Genomic DNA, 15,273 nt, shown 5'->3' with positions numbered 1-15,273 from the left:
ATGAGATTCTCCTTTCTTATTGACAATTACTTGAGTGAAATTCAGATAATCTATTTTTTAGCGTTTCATTTCGGTCAGTTTTGGATTTAATTTTATCAAATTCAGATTCTAAAGATTTGATTTTCTTCTCAAGCTTTTCTCCTCGCTGAAGAGAATAAGTTTCAAAGTATTCAAAATTTATATTTTTCAATAAATTCCGATTATTTTTATATGTGTACTTCTGTTTCATTGCTGTTTGTTAAGTGACATAGTTTACACAAGTTAAAGATCATGCTTTACACTAAGTTTTGATTAAGCCATATAACAAAAATGCCCGATAAGTTAATTTTGAACTTATCGGACAGATTTATAATTTATTAAAGAAAATATGATTTTAATATTCTAGTTTAATAAGGTTTCTAACGGTATCTAGAGTATTTATAAGTTTTTCACTAAACTCGAAAGTCATAATATCACTTTCTGTTTTTCCAGCACGGATCAATTCATTAAAGTGAATAGCCTCGTAGTTATACCCAATAGTTTTATACCCAAAATCTAAAGTTTTTTCTTCTCCATTAGCGATCACAGTTACCGTGGTAGGCATGTGGAACATGGTATTAATTTTAATAGTTCCATTTTCACAATAAAAAATAGCTTCGGTTGGAGTATCTTCCAAAAGTGTGCTTTTTAGTTTCGCGGTTTTACCATTTTTATAACTAAAGGAAATATTGCAAGATGAATCTGCACCATTTTTAAAAAACGTAGCTTCGGCTTCCATTTTTTCTGGAATACCTAAAGTTGATAAGGCTGTAAAAATTGAGTAAATCCCAATGTCGAGTAGGCTTCCACCACCGAGCGATTTATTAAATAATCTTGCTGAATTATCAAAATCACGATGAAAACCAAAATCGGTTTCCACTTTTAAAAGCTTACCGTAAGTTTCATTTTTCAATTCCTTTAAAACAAACTGATAATGCGGTAAAAAGTAAGTCCAAAGCGCTTCCATTAGCAACACGTTTTTTTCTTTGGCTTTCGCTATCATAATACTAACTTCTTGAGCGTCCATAGCAAAAGGTTTTTCGCATAAAACTGCTATGCCTTTTTCTAAGCATAACAAGGTGTTTTCTTTATGTAAAGCGTGAGGTGTGGCAATGTAAATGGCGTCTATATTTTTGTCGTTTGCCAAGGCTTCATAACTATCATATGCTTTGGTAGCGCTATATTTATCAGCAAAAAGATCTGCTTTATCTTGTGATCGCGATGCTACAGCGTAAAGTTTAGCGTCTGGAATAGTTAATAAATCTGTTGCAAATTTATTAGCAATACTTCCTAAGCCAATAATACCCCAGTTTATTGTTTTAACTTGTGATTGGTTTTTCATTTGGAATAAGTATTTGAATTATACATGAAATTGCGATTACAATAGCACAACCCACAAAATTTAACCATAAAAATGGCAAGTTAATAAGATTGTTTAAGTCTAAAAGATATAATGCAATTACAATAAATTGCGTTATTAAGGCTCCTATAAATACGGCATTTCCTTTTACAAATTTAAAGAAAAAAGCTAACAAAAACACACCTAAAACGTTGCCATAAAAAATAGATCCAATAATATTTACAAGCTGAATTAAGTTTTCGGCTAAATTGGCAACACAAGCTACACCTATAGCAATAATTCCCCAAGCAAATGTAAACCAACGTGAGGCTCTTACCATTTCTTCTTCTGTTTTTTCGCTAGTATTTCGTTTGTATAAATCTATGGTTGTTGTAGAGCCTAAAGCGTTTAATTCACTTGCAGTACTCGACATGGCTGCGCTTAAAATTACTGCTAAAAGTAAACCGATTAGTCCGCGTGGTAAATTATTCAGAATAAAATGAATAAAAACATAATCCTTATCGTTGCTTTCTATTTTTATACTTTCACTTTCCGAAGCTTTATCAATTAAATCTCTAGCTTTTTGTCGCAATTTATCATTGGCTTCATTGGCTAAAGCGATTTGTTTTGATGCTTCTGGATTATCAGAATTTAAAAAAGATTTAATGATATTTTGCTTATCGTTAAAAATTGTTTTTTGTTCATTTTGAAGGGTTTTAAATTCATCGGCATATTTAGAATTTAAAACAACTTCTGTTGCTGTTGGATTAAAATTTACAGGAGCTTCATTAAATTGATAAAACACGAAAACCATAACGCCTACCAATAAAATAAAGAATTGCATAGGTATTTTTAAAAGTCCATTAAAAATTAAACCAAGTTGCATTTCTTTAACAGATTTGCCAGAAAGGTAGCGCTGTACTTGGCTTTGATCGGTCCCGAAATAGGATAACATTAAAAATGTACCGCCAATAATACCACTCCAAAAGGTGTAACGATTATTTAAGTTGAATGAAAAATCTAAAACTTCCATTTTACCACTAGCTCCAGCAATATCAAGTGCTTTACTGAATGTAATATCTTGCGGAAGCTTACTAACAATTAAAAAGAAAGCAACAAGCATCCCGATAAAAATAACGACCATTTGGTGTTTTTGAGTTACGTTTACAGCGCGTGTTCCTCCGGAAACGGTGTAAATAATGACTAGAAACCCGATAACAATATTTAGTGTCAGTAAATCCCATTTAAGAACTACGGAAAGAATAATTGCAGGTGCAAAAATGGTAATTCCTGCTGCCAAGCCACGTTGTATTAAAAACAGAATGGCCGTTAATGTTCGAGTTTTTAAGTCGAAGCGGTTTTCTAGAAATTCGTATGCTGTATAAACTTTTAATCTGTGGTATAATGGAATGAAAACCATACAAATAACTACCATGGCAATAGGTAAGCCAAAGTAGAATTGTACAAAGCCCATACCGTCGTTAAAAGCTTGCCCAGGCGTTGAAAGAAAGGTGATGGCACTGGCTTGGGTTGCCATTACCGAAAGACCGATGGTCCACCATTTTGATGTATTTCCTCCTTTTAAATAATCTTGTACATTACGGCTACCTCGGGTTTGGTACGTGCCGTAAGCTACTATAGCTATTAAAGTTACACAAAGCACTACCCAATCGATCCAATTTAAAGTTTGCATAAATTAAAAGGCTTTTGTTATTAAGTAAAAAAGGACGAAATAGATAGCGTTGGCAATTAGAACTAAAGAATATAATTTTAGCCAAACTTGTTTTTTTGGTTGTTTTTCTTCCATAGTTAATCGTTTAGTTTTGCCTCTTGTTTTAAATCTTCTTTACCAATAGAAAGCATATTAGCAAACAGTCTATAAGCTCCAGAAACTCCTGCCGGAAATTCTCTAAAAAAACTTAAACCAGTATAAATAAAATAACCATTACCATGTTTTGCAACGAGTAAGCTTCCTTTTTTGTCTGTTTCACCTTTATCATGCATTGATAGAATAGGAGTGAAGGTGGGCGCCCATTTATTAGGGAAATAAAGCCCACGTTCTTGCGTCCATCCTTCAAAATCATTTTGGGTAATTTTATTTGGGTAATTTAAAATAGGATGCTCTGGATTTAGAAAAGTAACATCGGCGGTTTCATCGGTAACTCTATCACGAGAAAGTTCTAATCTGAATGGTGCTAAATTGTCAACTTTTAAACGACGATTGGTATTGTATTGCACAATCATATTTCCGCCTTGAGCGACAAAATTAAACAGTAATTCTTGCTTAAACTTTAATTCTTCAACGGTGTTATAGGCTCTAATTCCTACAACAATAGCATCAAAACGGCTTAATGTTTCTGCATTAATTTCGTCGGGTTTTAAAATACGGACATTATATCCAATTTGTTGCAAACTCTCAGGAACCACATCGCCAGCACCTTGAATATAAGCAATATTTTCGCCTTTCTTTTTAATATCTAAGCGCACAATTTTACTTTCGCTTGGTAGTAAAACCGTTTGGAAAGGAATGTGATCATAATCAATTGAAATTAATTCTTTGGTATAATCTTTATCGCCAATATGTACGATAGGGCTAATAATACCTTCGCTTTGAGTTTTAGGAGGAATTACGGTGAATACTAAAGTTTGTTCTTCTCCTTTATTTTTAATTGAAATTTTTTGATTTTTTGGAAATATACTCCAATCTTTAGGATGGCAAACTTCTACCGACCCTTCTAAATTATCACGTCCAGCTTTTACAATTACTGAAATATCATGCTGGGCATTGGAATTTAGAATAATAACATTTTCTGTGATTTTTGCCGAAACTTCTGGGATAATTTCAAATGGACGATACAACTCACCTTTATCTGGTTTAGAAAATCGATACACCACATTTTTTGTGAATGTAATGGGTGTGTTATTAATAAGAAGATTGAAATCCACTTTGTAAACTCGTGGTGTTTCGGGTAAGCCTATTAAATTTGTATCATCCACTTGGTACATACCTAAAGTTCCTTTTTTAGTAAGCCAATATGGTGTTGTTGGTTGTTGATGACTTCCTATTTTAAAGGTTTCTTTGAAGTTGAATTTTGTGTTTTCTTTTAATTCAATATGTTTTGCAATATTTATAGCGTTTGCGTTTTTAATACTTTCTAAAGTAATGTTTTGATTACTTCGGTTTAAAACTTCAATATCTAATTTAACTATTTCGTTTTGGGTTGCCCAAGGCGTTTCTGCCGATGCCTCTAAATACAAACCAGCACACATTTCTATAATAGATTTTAATTCTTTAGTTTTTTGAATTCTCCAATGGTCGTCGTCTATGTTCTGAAGTAATTTATAGGCTTCAATTAATTGCGGAATATGTTCTGAAGGGTTTTTGAAATTGAAATTATTTTCAACTTCATATAAAATATCACCAATGGCTTTTCCTCCTTTTACTCGATTCCATGAGGTGTCAATTCCATTAAAAATATCTTTGTTTTCACTTAATGGATCTCCTTTTAAAAATTCAATATATTCTGTTTGCGAACCGCGCTCTAATGTGCGCCCAAAACCTTGACATAAATGCTGGCTTCTAGCTTGTGCAGCAACTTCGTTGTTAGACAGACCTTTTAACGGATAATATACCCCAATATCAAAATTTAACATGTTGCTTTTATCGACTGCATTAAATTTTTCTTCACTACCGTAAGCCCACCAACTCGTGTTGTAAAATATGCGTTTTGGTTGCCATAAAGAAGTTTGTTTTAATTGTTCTGGATAAGAGGAGCTATTGTTTGCTAAATCGAAGGCTTCTAAGCTTAAAATGGCAGAACTAGTATGGTGACCGTGCGTGCTTCCAGGAGTTCTGTGATCGAACCTATTAATAATAACATCGGGTTTAAACTGGCGGATTGCCAAAACAACATCGCTTAAAACTTGATCTTTATTCCAAATTTGTAAAGTTTCGTCTGGATGTTTAGAGTAACCAAAATCATTGGCTCTAGAAAAAAATTGTTCTCCACCATCAACGCGTCTAGCTGCTAATAATTCTTGAGTTCTAATAACGCCTAGTAATTCTCTTATTTCTGGACCAATTAGGTTTTGACCACCATCGCCACGTGTTAAAGAAAGATAGGCTGTTCTAGCTTTTACCTCGTTAGAAAGGTATGAGATTAATCTTGTGTTTTCATCATCGGGATGAGCTGCAACATATAAAACTGAACCTAAAAAATTAAGTTTTTGGATAGATTCGTAAACCTCGTTAGATGCTGGTGTTTTTGGTTTTTGTGCCTGTGAAAGGGAAACAGTTAAAACTAGTAATAAAAGATAATATTTTGAACTTTGCATAAATATATAGTTAGCTAAGCATCAAATATAACAAAGATTGAAAGGGTATATGACGGTTTTAATGTTTCTTTAACTTTATGTTTTTCCGTGTTTGTCGCTAATAGGTTTTAATATGTGTTTATTGAAGTTAAAGCCACTTTTTTCGTTTAAAATAGATAATCATTCCAATAAAAATAGCAATCATAACGCACCAAAGAATGTAATAGGAATTGTGGTAGTGTAACTCAGGAATGTTTTCGAAATTCATGCCGTAAATGCCTGCAATAAATGTTAACGGAATAAAAATGGAAGCCATAATAGTAAGTACTTTCATTACTTCGTTCATTTTATTGCTAATGGTAGTCATGTACATATCCATTAAACTCCAAATCATTTCGCGGTAAATATCGATGTTTTCAGCGACTTGAATTAAATGGTCGTAAACATCTCTGTAATAATTTAGAGTTTGTTTTGAAATTAATTCGTTGTCAGTTTTTTCAATACGGTTTATAACTTCGCGAAGTGGGAAAATGGCGCGGCGCACTTTTAAAATTTCACGTTTTAAATTTTGAATGTTCTGACTTACATCTTCCGTAGCATTTCCATTAAAAATATCAGTTTCAAAATCTTCAATTTTATCGCCTAATATTTCTATAATATTGAAATAATAATCCACTACAGCATCTATTAATACATAAAGTAAATAGTCGGAATTCATGTTTCTAACTCTTCCTTTCCCATGTCTAATACGCTCTCTAACGGCATCAAAAACATCACCTTCAGATTCTTGGAAAGACAATACATGGTCTTTGCCTAAAATAAAGCTGACTTGCTCCGAGATTATTTTTTCGTCCTTATCATAATAAAGCATCTTTAAAACAATAAAAAAGTAATTGTCGTATTCATCAATTTTTGGGCGTTGAGAAATGTTTACAATATCTTCTAATACAAGCGGATGAAATTCATAGTGCGTAGAAAGTTTTTCAATTTCTTCAACATGGTTTAAGCCATTTATGTTTATCCAAGTAATGGAATCACTTCCTTTGTATTGGATGGTTTCCGAAACATCGGTTAAATGTTTTTCAGTAAATCTTTTTTCATTGTAATCAAATACTTCAATAAATAGTTTTTCTGAAGATTTTGAACCGGTATAAATAGCTGTTCCCGGTATTTGGCCTGCCTTTTTTTTATAATTGTGTTTTCTCGTTTTTGCCATTAGGAAAAATATTTAGATAAAGATATAGATTATTTAAATAGCATCTACGCCGTCATCATGAGCCTCATCAATGGCATCTTTTTGAATTAAAGTTACGGCTTTTTGTAACATTAGATTGTTAGGGTAGGTTACTAAATTGCCATTATCTAACCTTAAATGAATTTGAAAAGCTCTAATATCTTCAATAATGGCTCTTATAGGGAAATCTTTATCGTGAATTTCAATTTTATCACCCACTTTATATGGGAAGTTGAAAAACATAATAATACCAGAAGTTATGTTGCTTAAAATTGACCAAATAGCAAACAGCGCAATACCAATAACAGCAAAAACGGAAGAAAAAACAACTGCCAAATCGTGGACTTGTGCTCCAAATATAAAAGATTCTATTAAAATTGCTATTAAAAACAAGGTTACGGTAATATAACGACGAATTAAGCGAACTCGGGCGTCATTTATACCGCTTTTACGTCCAATTTTGGTAATGGCAAAATGAATTAAATATCTAATAATGAACAAAACGATAAGTACAATTGCTGTACTTATTAATTCATTTTGAAAGGTATCCAAAAACTGCATGTTTTAAGGTTTTAAAATTCGCTGCAAATATACGTTGGAAAGCACAGCAAGTGTTTTTATTTTACTTTTAAAATGGTTTATTGGCAATGTTATTCAGTGTTTGGTAAACCAAGTGCGTTGGCAAACCCATAACATTAAAATAAGAGCCTTCTAGTTTGGTAACACCAATTTGTCCAATCCATTCTTGAATACCGTAAGCACCTGCCTTATCAAAAGGTTTTGATGTTTTTATATAATAAGTAATTTCTTCATCTGTAAAGTCTTTAAAAGTAACTTTAGTAATAGAGTATAGTGTTTTTTCGGATGTTTTGGTGGTAAAGCAGACCGAAGTAATCACTTCGTGAGTTTTATTACTTAATGATTTTAAAATATTGAAAGCATCGGCTTCATCTTTAGGCTTTCCAAGTGCTTTGTTATCGTTCCAAACAATAGTATCGCTGGTAATTAAAATATCATTTTTTTGTAATTCTTCTTTAAAAGGAAGTGCTTTTAGTTGTGCTAAATAATTACTAATTTCAAAATGAGTTAATCGATTTGGATATTCTTCTTTTACAGGCTTAAGTCTAATTTTAAAATCTAAACCCAAGTCTTTAAAAAATTGTTGCCTGCGTGGTGAGCCAGAAGCAAGAATAATATTATAGTTTTTTAATTTTTCTTTTAACATATTTAGATAGTGTTATTGAGAAATGATAAAGGGTTAACTTATGAATTTTATATTCAATTCAAAGTATTTTTCCTGTTTTTTAAAGGCCTTGTAGACTATTTAGAACAGTTAAGCTTTCAAATTAAAATAATAAATTAACAGTGAAAGCACTCCAAAAAACATAACCAATTTTAATAAATCACTAATAAAATGATAATCTTTTTTAGTTTTAGCGCTAAACAATTTAATGCTCGTAAAGATTATGGGGCCTATAATAAAAAATATATAATAACCAGCAGCAAAAATATCTGTATATAACGAATTTACAACATAATAAATTATCAAAAATATCGGTATTATCGATAAAACAAATAAGACTTTAGTGGTTCTATCTCTACCAATAGCAATGGGTAAAGTATTCATTCCTGCTTTGTAGTCACCGTCGATATCTTCTAAGTCTTTGGCGATTTCTCGCAATAAATTAAGCAGAAATGCAAACATAGCATAGTCTAGAATAATTTTAAAAAAAGTGAGTTGAATGGCTCTGTTTTCTAAAGTAAGTACAGGTAGTAATTCGAAAATCCCAACAATTAAGACGCTTAAACCAACTAAGATTGAAATAACAATATTTCCTATTAAAAGCGTGCGTTTTAAATAAGTAGCGTAAACGTAAAGCAAAGCAGAAATAATAACAAAAAGTGAAAAAAATGGACTTTTCCCAACTAAATGCGAAATATAGAATCCAACACCAACACCAATAATATTAAAAATAATAAATAGGTTGTAAGCCGTTTTTTCCGAAATTGAATTACCAACAATAAGTTTATGTGGTTTGTTTACAAAATCGGTCTCCACATCATAAATGTCGTTAATAATATTGCCCGCTGCAGCAATGCAAATTGTGGCAAAAATTAAAAGAAAAATACCAAAACCATCCAAACTCGTCGCTATTCCAAAAGGCTCTAAAAGTGCGTATTTTAATAATAATTGAGCTAGAGCAATCATTAATAAATTCTTCCAACGAATAAGGTTTAATAAGTTAAGCATCTATCAATTAAATAAATAGTTAAAATGAATAAAGGCACAGAACAATAGTCTTAGAGAAAAAGCATACCCGAAAATCGTCTTCTTTTTTTAGTCAAACTGAGCAGAGAAAAAACCACTCCATTTCCCTTGCACCTTCAAAACCTGTTCAATAACATCACGAACAGCGCCTTTACCACCTTTTTTATGCGAAATATATTTAGAGATACCTTTAATTTCTGGTACGGCATCTTGCGGACAACAAGGTAAGCCAATCCCTTTCATTACAGGGTAATCTGGAATATCGTCACCCATAAAAAGTACGTTTTCCGATTTAATATCATTTTTCGTGAAATAATCATTCAATTGCTCAATTTTATTTTGCGCCCCCAAATAAATATCCTTAATACCTAAACCTTCTAATCGTTTGCGCACGCCCTCATTTTTACCTCCAGAAATAATACACATGTTATAACCTTTATCAACAGCAGCTCTAATGGCATAACCGTCTTTAACATTCATAGTTCTTAGCATTTCTCCGTTTGTTAAAACTGAAACGGTACCATCAGTAAGTACCCCATCAACATCAAAAACAAAGGTTGTAATGTGTTCCAAATATTCTTTATAACTTTTTTCTTCCATGTGTTTTCTGTATTGACGATGTTAGTAGTTCGTAAATCTTTTTATGCTCAATATTATTATCTAAAATTCTCAAGTGCTTTTTAATCGTTTTTTTATCACGGCGAATAGCAGGTCCAGTTTGCGCTCTAAATGGCGATAAATGCTCTATTTTTTTTGCCGTTTCTAATATCAACGGTTTCAAGATATCAAATTCTGCTCCTTCACTTTCTGTAATTTCATGGCCAATTCTATATAACTGATTCGTGAAATTATTCACAAAAACAGCCGCCAAATGTAGCACACGCCGTTGGTCGCTATTAACCTTCTGTATCGGGCCACCTAAACTTAAGGCTAATTCCTTTAACATCGGGAAACTTTTTTTATCAATCGTTTCAATGCAAATTGGTACATCGGCAAAATCCAATTCCGCACCCTTGGTAAAACTTTGCAGCGGGTACAGCACGCCACGTCTGTGTTTTTTATCTAAATCGTAAACACCAACACCACCCGAAGTATGCACAACTACACGGTCTTCAAAGGGAAGTTGTTCCGATAGCGCACCAATAGCGTCATCACTAACTGCCAAAATATAAACATCGGCAAGCTTTAAATTCGTTAAATCGTCTGTAATATCAACCTCGTTGCTATGCTCCGAAATCGAATCTAAACTCCTGTTATACCATTGAGAAACAGTTACATTATCTGCCTCTCGAAATCCTCTATACAAATGGCTAGCCACATTGCCAGCCCCTAAAATTACTACTGAAATCATCTTGCAAAAATACTAACCAATTATCAATAACAAATTAATAAATCAAAATAATTTGCGCGTACCCCAAGGGTCGGACTTTATTCGTTGATTTCTATTTTAAATTAAAGAACTCATGAATATAAATATTTCACTACTCGCTCCCTTCCTTTGGTCGGGGATCTCAAACAGGTCGTTCAATTCTTTACAGATGTATTCGGAAATTTAGTTCTTGCCACAAAATTTTAGTTTATATATTAATTTTTATTGGCAGTTACCCGTTAGTTTTTCATAATTAAAAAAGAAGGAGCTTTTTTATTTTTATTTAGACCTCTTTTTAAATCAAAAAAAATCAATGTAAGCGCCGTCAACCTTTCAGTAATAATAAAATAAGCAGTAAATTTGAAACATGAAAAAAGATCTCGAAACCCGCGAAGATGTATATTTACTTGTTTCTTCATTTTATAAAAAAGTGAGGCAAGATAAAGTTTTATCGCCTTTTTTTAACGACGTTATAAAAGATTGGGATGCCCATCTCGAACGTCTTACAACTTTCTGGGAGGCCTCTTTATTTCTAAAAACAAAATACACAGGTAATCCGCTTGAAACTCATATAAAAGTAGATGCCGATAATAAAAATAAAATTAGTGAACGCCATTTCGGACTTTGGCTAAACCTCTGGTTAGAAACCATCGATGAGCTTTTTGAAGGCGACTTTGCACAAAACGCGAAATTTAAAGCCCGAAAAATGGGATCATTCTTATATTTAAAAATGTTTGAAGCTAGAATGGGGAAGTAGCTCGATTTTAAGACCTTAATGTTTCTGTTTTACTTGAGTTTAATGATAAAACTTAATTTTTTTTGTAAGAAATATTTTATTTTTAGGTGTGTAGTTCTCATCATATTTCAATGGTTTCTTATCAATTTTTTATCACAGTTTTAACACTTTAGAATAAACTTAAATCATTAAATTTGCACGACCTTAAAAAGGCCTAACTATGCAAAAAAAAATAGCTAACATACTTTTTTCAACGCGTTTAACATCTGTATTATTTCTTGCTTTTGCCGCAGCCATGGCAACAGGTACCTTTTTAGATGCCGGACAAGACATGTCTCCAACGCCATATACACGTAATTTAATTTACAACACTTGGTGGTTCGAGGGCATTATGGTGTTTTTTGTAATTAACTTTGTTGGTAACATTTTTCGTTTTAGATTATACAAAAAAGAAAAATGGGCAACTTTCATTCTGCATTTAGCTTTCATTTTTATTCTTTTAGGTGCATTTATTACGCGATATGCCAGTTTTGAAGGCATGATGGCCATTCGTGAAGGTGAAACTGAAAATTCATTTCTTTCTCAAAAAACATATATAACGGCATATATTGATGGTGATTTTAAAATAGATGGCGTTGCACAACGTCGTGTTTTGGAAAATGAAGTCGATTTCTCTGGACGTTTAGATAATGATTTTAACATAAACAGCGAGTACAATAAAAAGCCAATAAATATTCAACTAGAAAAATTTATTGTTGGAGCAGAGGAAGATATTATTCCAGACGAAAACGGCGAATCTTATTTAAAAATAGTAGAAGCAGGAACTAGTGGTCCGCATAATCATTTCTTAAAAGTAGGTCAAGTATCTAGTGTGCACAATGTATTATTTGCATTAAATAAACCAACCGATGGCGCTATAAATATTACTTTAGAAAACGATAACCTAACCATTAATTCTCCTTTTGATGGGGAATACATGACTATGGCAACGCGTGCTAAAGGTTTACTTGTAAAAGATAGCATACAGCCTTTACATTTACGTTCTGGGTATTCTATTGGTAACATGCAAATTGTATTTCCAAAACCTGTTGTAAAAGGTGTTTTTGATGTAGTTAAAAAAGCAGAATTCCTTAAAAACAATGAAGATGGTCTAGTTTTAAAAGTTACTGCTAATGGTGAAACTCAAAATGTAGGGTTACTTGGAGGAAAAGGATCAAACAGTAGTTTTAAACAAATAAAGGTTGGTGGATTAGATTTCGCTTTTAAGTACGGTTCTAAGAAATTAGAATTGCCTTTTTCAATTAAATTGAACGATTTTGAGGCTGAACGTTATCCAGGAACAGAAAGAGGATATTCTGCTTATTCTAGTGAAGTAACTGTTTTGGATGAAAAAGAAGGTGATTTTGATTATAAAATTTTTATGAATAATATTTTAGATCATGGTGGTTATCGCTTTTTTCAATCAGGTTTCGATCCAGATGAAAAAGGAACTATACTTTCTGTAAATCATGATTATTGGGGATCGTTAATCACTTATATTGGTTATTTTATGCTGTATTTTGGAATGATGTCGATTTTGTTTTCTAAGCATTCTCGTTTTGGTGATTTAAAAAAGCAACTCGAAAAGTTAAAAGCTAAAAAAGCCAAGACCTTAGCCGTTGTTATGCTGTGTTTTGGATTACAAGGGTTTGCTCAAGAGCATTCGGCAAACGACGGGCATAACCATAATAACAAACCTACAAAAACACAAATAGATTCTGTTTTAAGAGCTAATATTACTCCTAAGGCACATGCATCAGAATTTGGAAATTTGGTGATTCAGGATTTAAGCGGGCGTATGATGCCTATAAATACTTACGCTTCGGAAATGCTGAGAAAGTTAAGTAAGCATGATTCTTACGAAAATTTTGATGCCAACCAAGTGTTTTTATCTATTCAAGAAAGTCCGCAATTATGGTACAATGTGCCTATAATTTACTTAAAAACTAAAAAGGCCGATTCTATACGCCATATGATTGGTGTGGATTTAGATGAACAATATGCTACTCTGGCCGATTTTTTCACCGAAAGGGGAGAGTATATTTTAGCACCTTATTTAGATGAAGCATACAAAGCGCAAGTGCCAAATGGTTTTCAGAAAGAATTTAAAGAAGCCGATCAACGTGTAAATTTATTATTCAATACGGTTGAAGGACGTTCGTTAAAAATATTCCCAATTCCTAATGATGATAACCATAAATGGATTTCTAATTTCGATTATAAAGAAGATCCAACGGTTATAAAAGATTCACTTTACAATAATTTTGTAAAAAGTGGATTCTTAGCATATTTATACACTTTAAATTCAGCTAAAAAATCTGGCGATTTCTCTCAAGCTTCAAAACTGCTAAAAGCTTTTAAAGATACACAGCATAGGTACGGTGGTTCGGTTATGTTAAGTGATCAAAAGGTGAAAACAGAAGTATTATATAACAAATATGATATTTTTAAAAAATTATTTAGTTGGTATATGTACGCAGGTACGTTAATGTTTGTATTATTAATTATTCAAATATTTAAATCACACAGTAAAGGTTTAAATACGGCTATTAAAGTCTTTAAGTTTATAGTTATTGGTTTGTTTATATTGCATACAGCAGGTTTAATTGTACGTTGGTATTTATCTGGCCATGCACCATGGAGTGATGCTTACGAATCTATGATTTATGTGGCTTGGGCTACTATGCTATTCGGATTGCTTTTTGGTAGAAAAAGTGATTTAACCATGGCGTCAACTGCATTTGTAACAGCAATGATTTTAATGATTGCACATTGGAACTGGATGGATCCAGCAATAGCAAATTTACAACCCGTATTAAATAGTTATTGGTTAATGATTCACGTTGCGGTAATTGTAGCGAGTTATGGGCCTTTTACTTTAGGAATGATTTTAGGAGTAGTATCTTTATTCTTAATGATTTTCACCAATAAGGATAATAAAGATAAAATGTTACTCAACATTAAGGAGCTAACGGTAATAAACGAAATGGCTTTAACCGTAGGTTTGGTTATGCTAACCATAGGAAACTTTTTAGGAGGTATGTGGGCCAACGAAAGTTGGGGGCGCTATTGGGGCTGGGATCCAAAAGAAACTTGGGCGCTTATTAGTATTATGATTTATGCTTTTGTTATACACATGCGTTTGGTGCCAGGATTAAGAGGGCGTTGGTTCTTTAACCTATGGTCTATAATAGCTTTTGCTAGTATATTAATGACTTATTTTGGAGTGAATTTCTACTTAGCAGGGCTACATAGTTACGCTAGTGGTGATCAAATTGTGAGTGTTAAATTTATTGTTATTGCTTGTGGTATTGTGGCTGTTTTAGGAGCTTTCGCTTATCGAGGACATGTGAAGTATTATAAAAAGTAATTAGAAGAATATATATAGCAAAAACTTAATTTTTGCCAATAAAAAAAACAGTATTTCATAATTATGAAATACTGTTTTTTTTTATAAAGTAAATTATTCCTTGATTAGCATTTTCTATTATGATAGTACTAATAAGGAGTTAGGTTGGTTTATGGCCTTCCTTTTAATCTTTTTTCTATTTTTTGTTTTACCGCCGTCAATCGCTTCATTAAGTCCATGATTTCTTGGTCTTTGTCAACTTTGTATACGTCGTTTAGGCTCAAAATAAGGTCTTTAACTTCTCTTGAAGCTTCTATTCTTTCACTTGTAGTTTTAAAAGTATGTTTGCGTTGTTCAAATTCAACCGCTTTTTCAATAAGTTCCATATGTAATAATCGTTTTTCTAATAAATTTTTTGTAATAAAACACGCTGTGTATTATTCACAATTCGACAATATAATAAAATATTATAAATTTCTTGAATTAATAGTAAATATTTAGCTAAATTTTAATGATTGAGTACTTTATATGTTAGATTTTGGTTATTTTTTAGTTTTTAATGAAAAAACAAGGATTCTTTTTAATGTTTTGATAATTGCCGTTTTT

General features: G+C 32.2%; 13 protein-coding genes. 2 read left to right on the top strand and 11 right to left on the bottom strand.

Features of this window, described 5'->3' with window-relative positions:
- Nucleotides 1-16: 16 nt before the first annotated feature.
- From GQR97_RS19385 to GQR97_RS19340, 10 genes are all read right to left on the bottom strand, one after another.
- Nucleotides 17-229, bottom strand: coding sequence for a hypothetical protein (locus GQR97_RS19385; protein WP_158851427.1), 213 nt, complete (start codon nt 227-229; stop codon nt 17-19).
- Between the two features lie 144 nt (nt 230-373).
- Nucleotides 374-1,360 carry a Gfo/Idh/MocA family protein gene (locus tag GQR97_RS19380; protein ID WP_158851425.1) on the bottom strand — a complete coding sequence of 329 codons (987 nt, stop codon included), beginning with the start codon at nt 1,358-1,360 and terminating at the stop codon, nt 374-376.
- Complete coding sequence (locus GQR97_RS19375) at nt 1,338-3,050, bottom strand: sodium:solute symporter (RefSeq protein ID WP_158851423.1); 1,713 nt, start codon at nt 3,048-3,050, stop codon at nt 1,338-1,340. Before GQR97_RS19375 ends, GQR97_RS19380 begins: the two co-directional genes overlap by 23 nt.
- Nucleotides 3,051-3,166: 116 nt before the next feature.
- Entirely contained in the window at nt 3,167-5,692 is a 2,526-nt protein-coding gene (locus GQR97_RS19370; protein WP_158851421.1) for a PIG-L family deacetylase, read from the bottom strand.
- Between the two features lie 127 nt (nt 5,693-5,819).
- Complete coding sequence (gene corA, locus GQR97_RS19365; protein WP_158851419.1) at nt 5,820-6,887, bottom strand: magnesium/cobalt transporter CorA; 1,068 nt, start codon at nt 6,885-6,887, stop codon at nt 5,820-5,822.
- A 33-nt stretch (nt 6,888-6,920) separates the two neighbouring features.
- Nucleotides 6,921-7,466 (bottom strand): mechanosensitive ion channel domain-containing protein, encoded by a 546-nt coding sequence (locus tag GQR97_RS19360; protein ID WP_158851417.1) that lies wholly within the window; start codon nt 7,464-7,466, stop codon nt 6,921-6,923.
- 67 nt (nt 7,467-7,533) lie between these two features.
- Nucleotides 7,534-8,130, bottom strand: coding sequence for a Maf-like protein (locus GQR97_RS19355; protein WP_158851415.1), 597 nt, complete (start codon nt 8,128-8,130; stop codon nt 7,534-7,536).
- A gap of 108 nt (nt 8,131-8,238) precedes the next feature.
- Entirely contained in the window at nt 8,239-9,156 is a 918-nt protein-coding gene (locus GQR97_RS19350) for a geranylgeranylglycerol-phosphate geranylgeranyltransferase (RefSeq protein WP_158851413.1), read from the bottom strand.
- An 87-nt stretch (nt 9,157-9,243) separates the two neighbouring features.
- Nucleotides 9,244-9,774 (bottom strand): KdsC family phosphatase, encoded by a 531-nt coding sequence (locus tag GQR97_RS19345; protein WP_158851411.1) that lies wholly within the window; start codon nt 9,772-9,774, stop codon nt 9,244-9,246.
- Complete coding sequence (locus GQR97_RS19340; RefSeq protein ID WP_158851409.1) at nt 9,755-10,525, bottom strand: Rossmann-like and DUF2520 domain-containing protein; 771 nt, start codon at nt 10,523-10,525, stop codon at nt 9,755-9,757. The genes GQR97_RS19345 and GQR97_RS19340 overlap by 20 nt, the downstream gene beginning before the upstream one ends.
- Before the next feature lie 385 nt (nt 10,526-10,910).
- Here GQR97_RS19340 and GQR97_RS19335 point away from each other — a divergent pair, with 385 nt between their 5' ends.
- Nucleotides 10,911-11,300 (top strand): group III truncated hemoglobin, encoded by a 390-nt coding sequence (locus GQR97_RS19335; protein WP_158851407.1) that lies wholly within the window; start codon nt 10,911-10,913, stop codon nt 11,298-11,300.
- Nucleotides 11,301-11,499: 199 nt separating this feature from the next.
- On the top strand, nt 11,500-14,688 hold the full coding sequence (gene ccsA, locus GQR97_RS19330; protein ID WP_158851405.1) for a cytochrome c biogenesis protein: 3,189 nt from the start codon (nt 11,500-11,502) through the stop codon (nt 14,686-14,688).
- A gap of 149 nt (nt 14,689-14,837) precedes the next feature.
- On the opposite strand, the gene GQR97_RS19325 is transcribed toward ccsA, so the two are convergent.
- Nucleotides 14,838-15,053, bottom strand: a complete 216-nt coding sequence (locus GQR97_RS19325; RefSeq protein WP_042498369.1) for a hypothetical protein — start codon at nt 15,051-15,053, stop codon at nt 14,838-14,840.
- Nucleotides 15,054-15,273: the final 220 nt, after the last annotated feature.

Origin of the sequence: Algibacter sp. L1A34 (assembly GCF_009796805.1) — a bacterium.
Classification (GTDB): Bacteria; Bacteroidota; Bacteroidia; order Flavobacteriales; family Flavobacteriaceae; genus Algibacter.
This window is presented reverse-complemented; position numbering and strand designations above follow the sequence as displayed.

Excerpts from the sequence above, each read along its gene's own strand:
- GQR97_RS19355 (WP_158851415.1), bottom strand. The coding sequence starts at position 8,130 with ATGTTAAAAGAAAAATTAAAAAACTATAATATTATTCTTGCTTCTGGC.
- GQR97_RS19380 (WP_158851425.1), bottom strand. The coding sequence starts at position 1,360 with ATGAAAAACCAATCACAAGTTAAAACAATAAACTGGGGTATTATTGGC.
- GQR97_RS19340 (WP_158851409.1), bottom strand. The coding sequence starts at position 10,525 with ATGATTTCAGTAGTAATTTTAGGGGCTGGCAATGTGGCTAGCCATTTG.
- GQR97_RS19370 (WP_158851421.1), bottom strand. The coding sequence starts at position 5,692 with ATGCAAAGTTCAAAATATTATCTTTTATTACTAGTTTTAACTGTTTCC.
- GQR97_RS19325 (WP_042498369.1), bottom strand. The coding sequence starts at position 15,053 with ATGGAACTTATTGAAAAAGCGGTTGAATTTGAACAACGCAAACATACT.
- GQR97_RS19335 (WP_158851407.1), top strand. The coding sequence starts at position 10,911 with ATGAAAAAAGATCTCGAAACCCGCGAAGATGTATATTTACTTGTTTCT.
- GQR97_RS19345 (WP_158851411.1), bottom strand. The coding sequence starts at position 9,774 with ATGGAAGAAAAAAGTTATAAAGAATATTTGGAACACATTACAACCTTT.
- GQR97_RS19360 (WP_158851417.1), bottom strand. The coding sequence starts at position 7,466 with ATGCAGTTTTTGGATACCTTTCAAAATGAATTAATAAGTACAGCAATT.
- GQR97_RS19350 (WP_158851413.1), bottom strand. The coding sequence starts at position 9,156 with ATGCTTAACTTATTAAACCTTATTCGTTGGAAGAATTTATTAATGATT.
- corA (WP_158851419.1), bottom strand. The coding sequence starts at position 6,887 with ATGGCAAAAACGAGAAAACACAATTATAAAAAAAAGGCAGGCCAAATA.
- GQR97_RS19375 (WP_158851423.1), bottom strand. The coding sequence starts at position 3,050 with ATGCAAACTTTAAATTGGATCGATTGGGTAGTGCTTTGTGTAACTTTA.
- GQR97_RS19385 (WP_158851427.1), bottom strand. The coding sequence starts at position 229 with ATGAAACAGAAGTACACATATAAAAATAATCGGAATTTATTGAAAAAT.
- ccsA (WP_158851405.1), top strand. The coding sequence starts at position 11,500 with ATGCAAAAAAAAATAGCTAACATACTTTTTTCAACGCGTTTAACATCT.